This window comes from Dellaglioa sp. CoH-57-MRSF-20, from assembly GCF_056781955.1.
This window is the reverse complement of record NZ_JBXAXV010000192.1, coordinates 1-334: the sequence shown is the minus strand read 5'-3', so window position 1 is coordinate 334 and position 334 is coordinate 1. Positions and strand designations below refer to the sequence as shown.

Annotated in this window: 1 protein-coding gene; it reads right to left on the bottom strand. The window is 58.4% G+C overall.

Translation table 11 applies throughout. From position 1 onward, the window contains the following. A partial coding sequence (locus AC1RPN_RS08740) for an NUDIX hydrolase (RefSeq protein WP_481763799.1) occupies window positions 1-267 on the bottom strand: 267 nt, incomplete at its 3' end. Window positions 268-334 lie beyond the last annotated feature (67 nt).

Genomic DNA, 334 nt, shown 5'->3' with positions numbered 1-334 from the left:
GAGCATGAGAAGAGGATCACCGTTACCCAGCGTATCATTCGCATGCCACACGGGCCGCAGCCCCGCAGGGTCTAGGTCGAGACAAAGCTCTTCGCGCAGCTCACGAGCCATTCCGACATCGGCACGTTCAGCTTCGAGCTTGCCGCCCGGAAGCACGTACAGACCCGATCCCGGGTCCTTGGCGCGATGCTGAAGCAGCACCCTTCCGTTCTGTGGGTCTTGTATGATGCACGCAACACCTATTACGTGCGTGTCGTTACCGGTCATGTATTCTCCGTTTTGTTGGCAAGTACTTCGACCCGGATTCGGGTTTTGTGGGCACGCGCCATACACC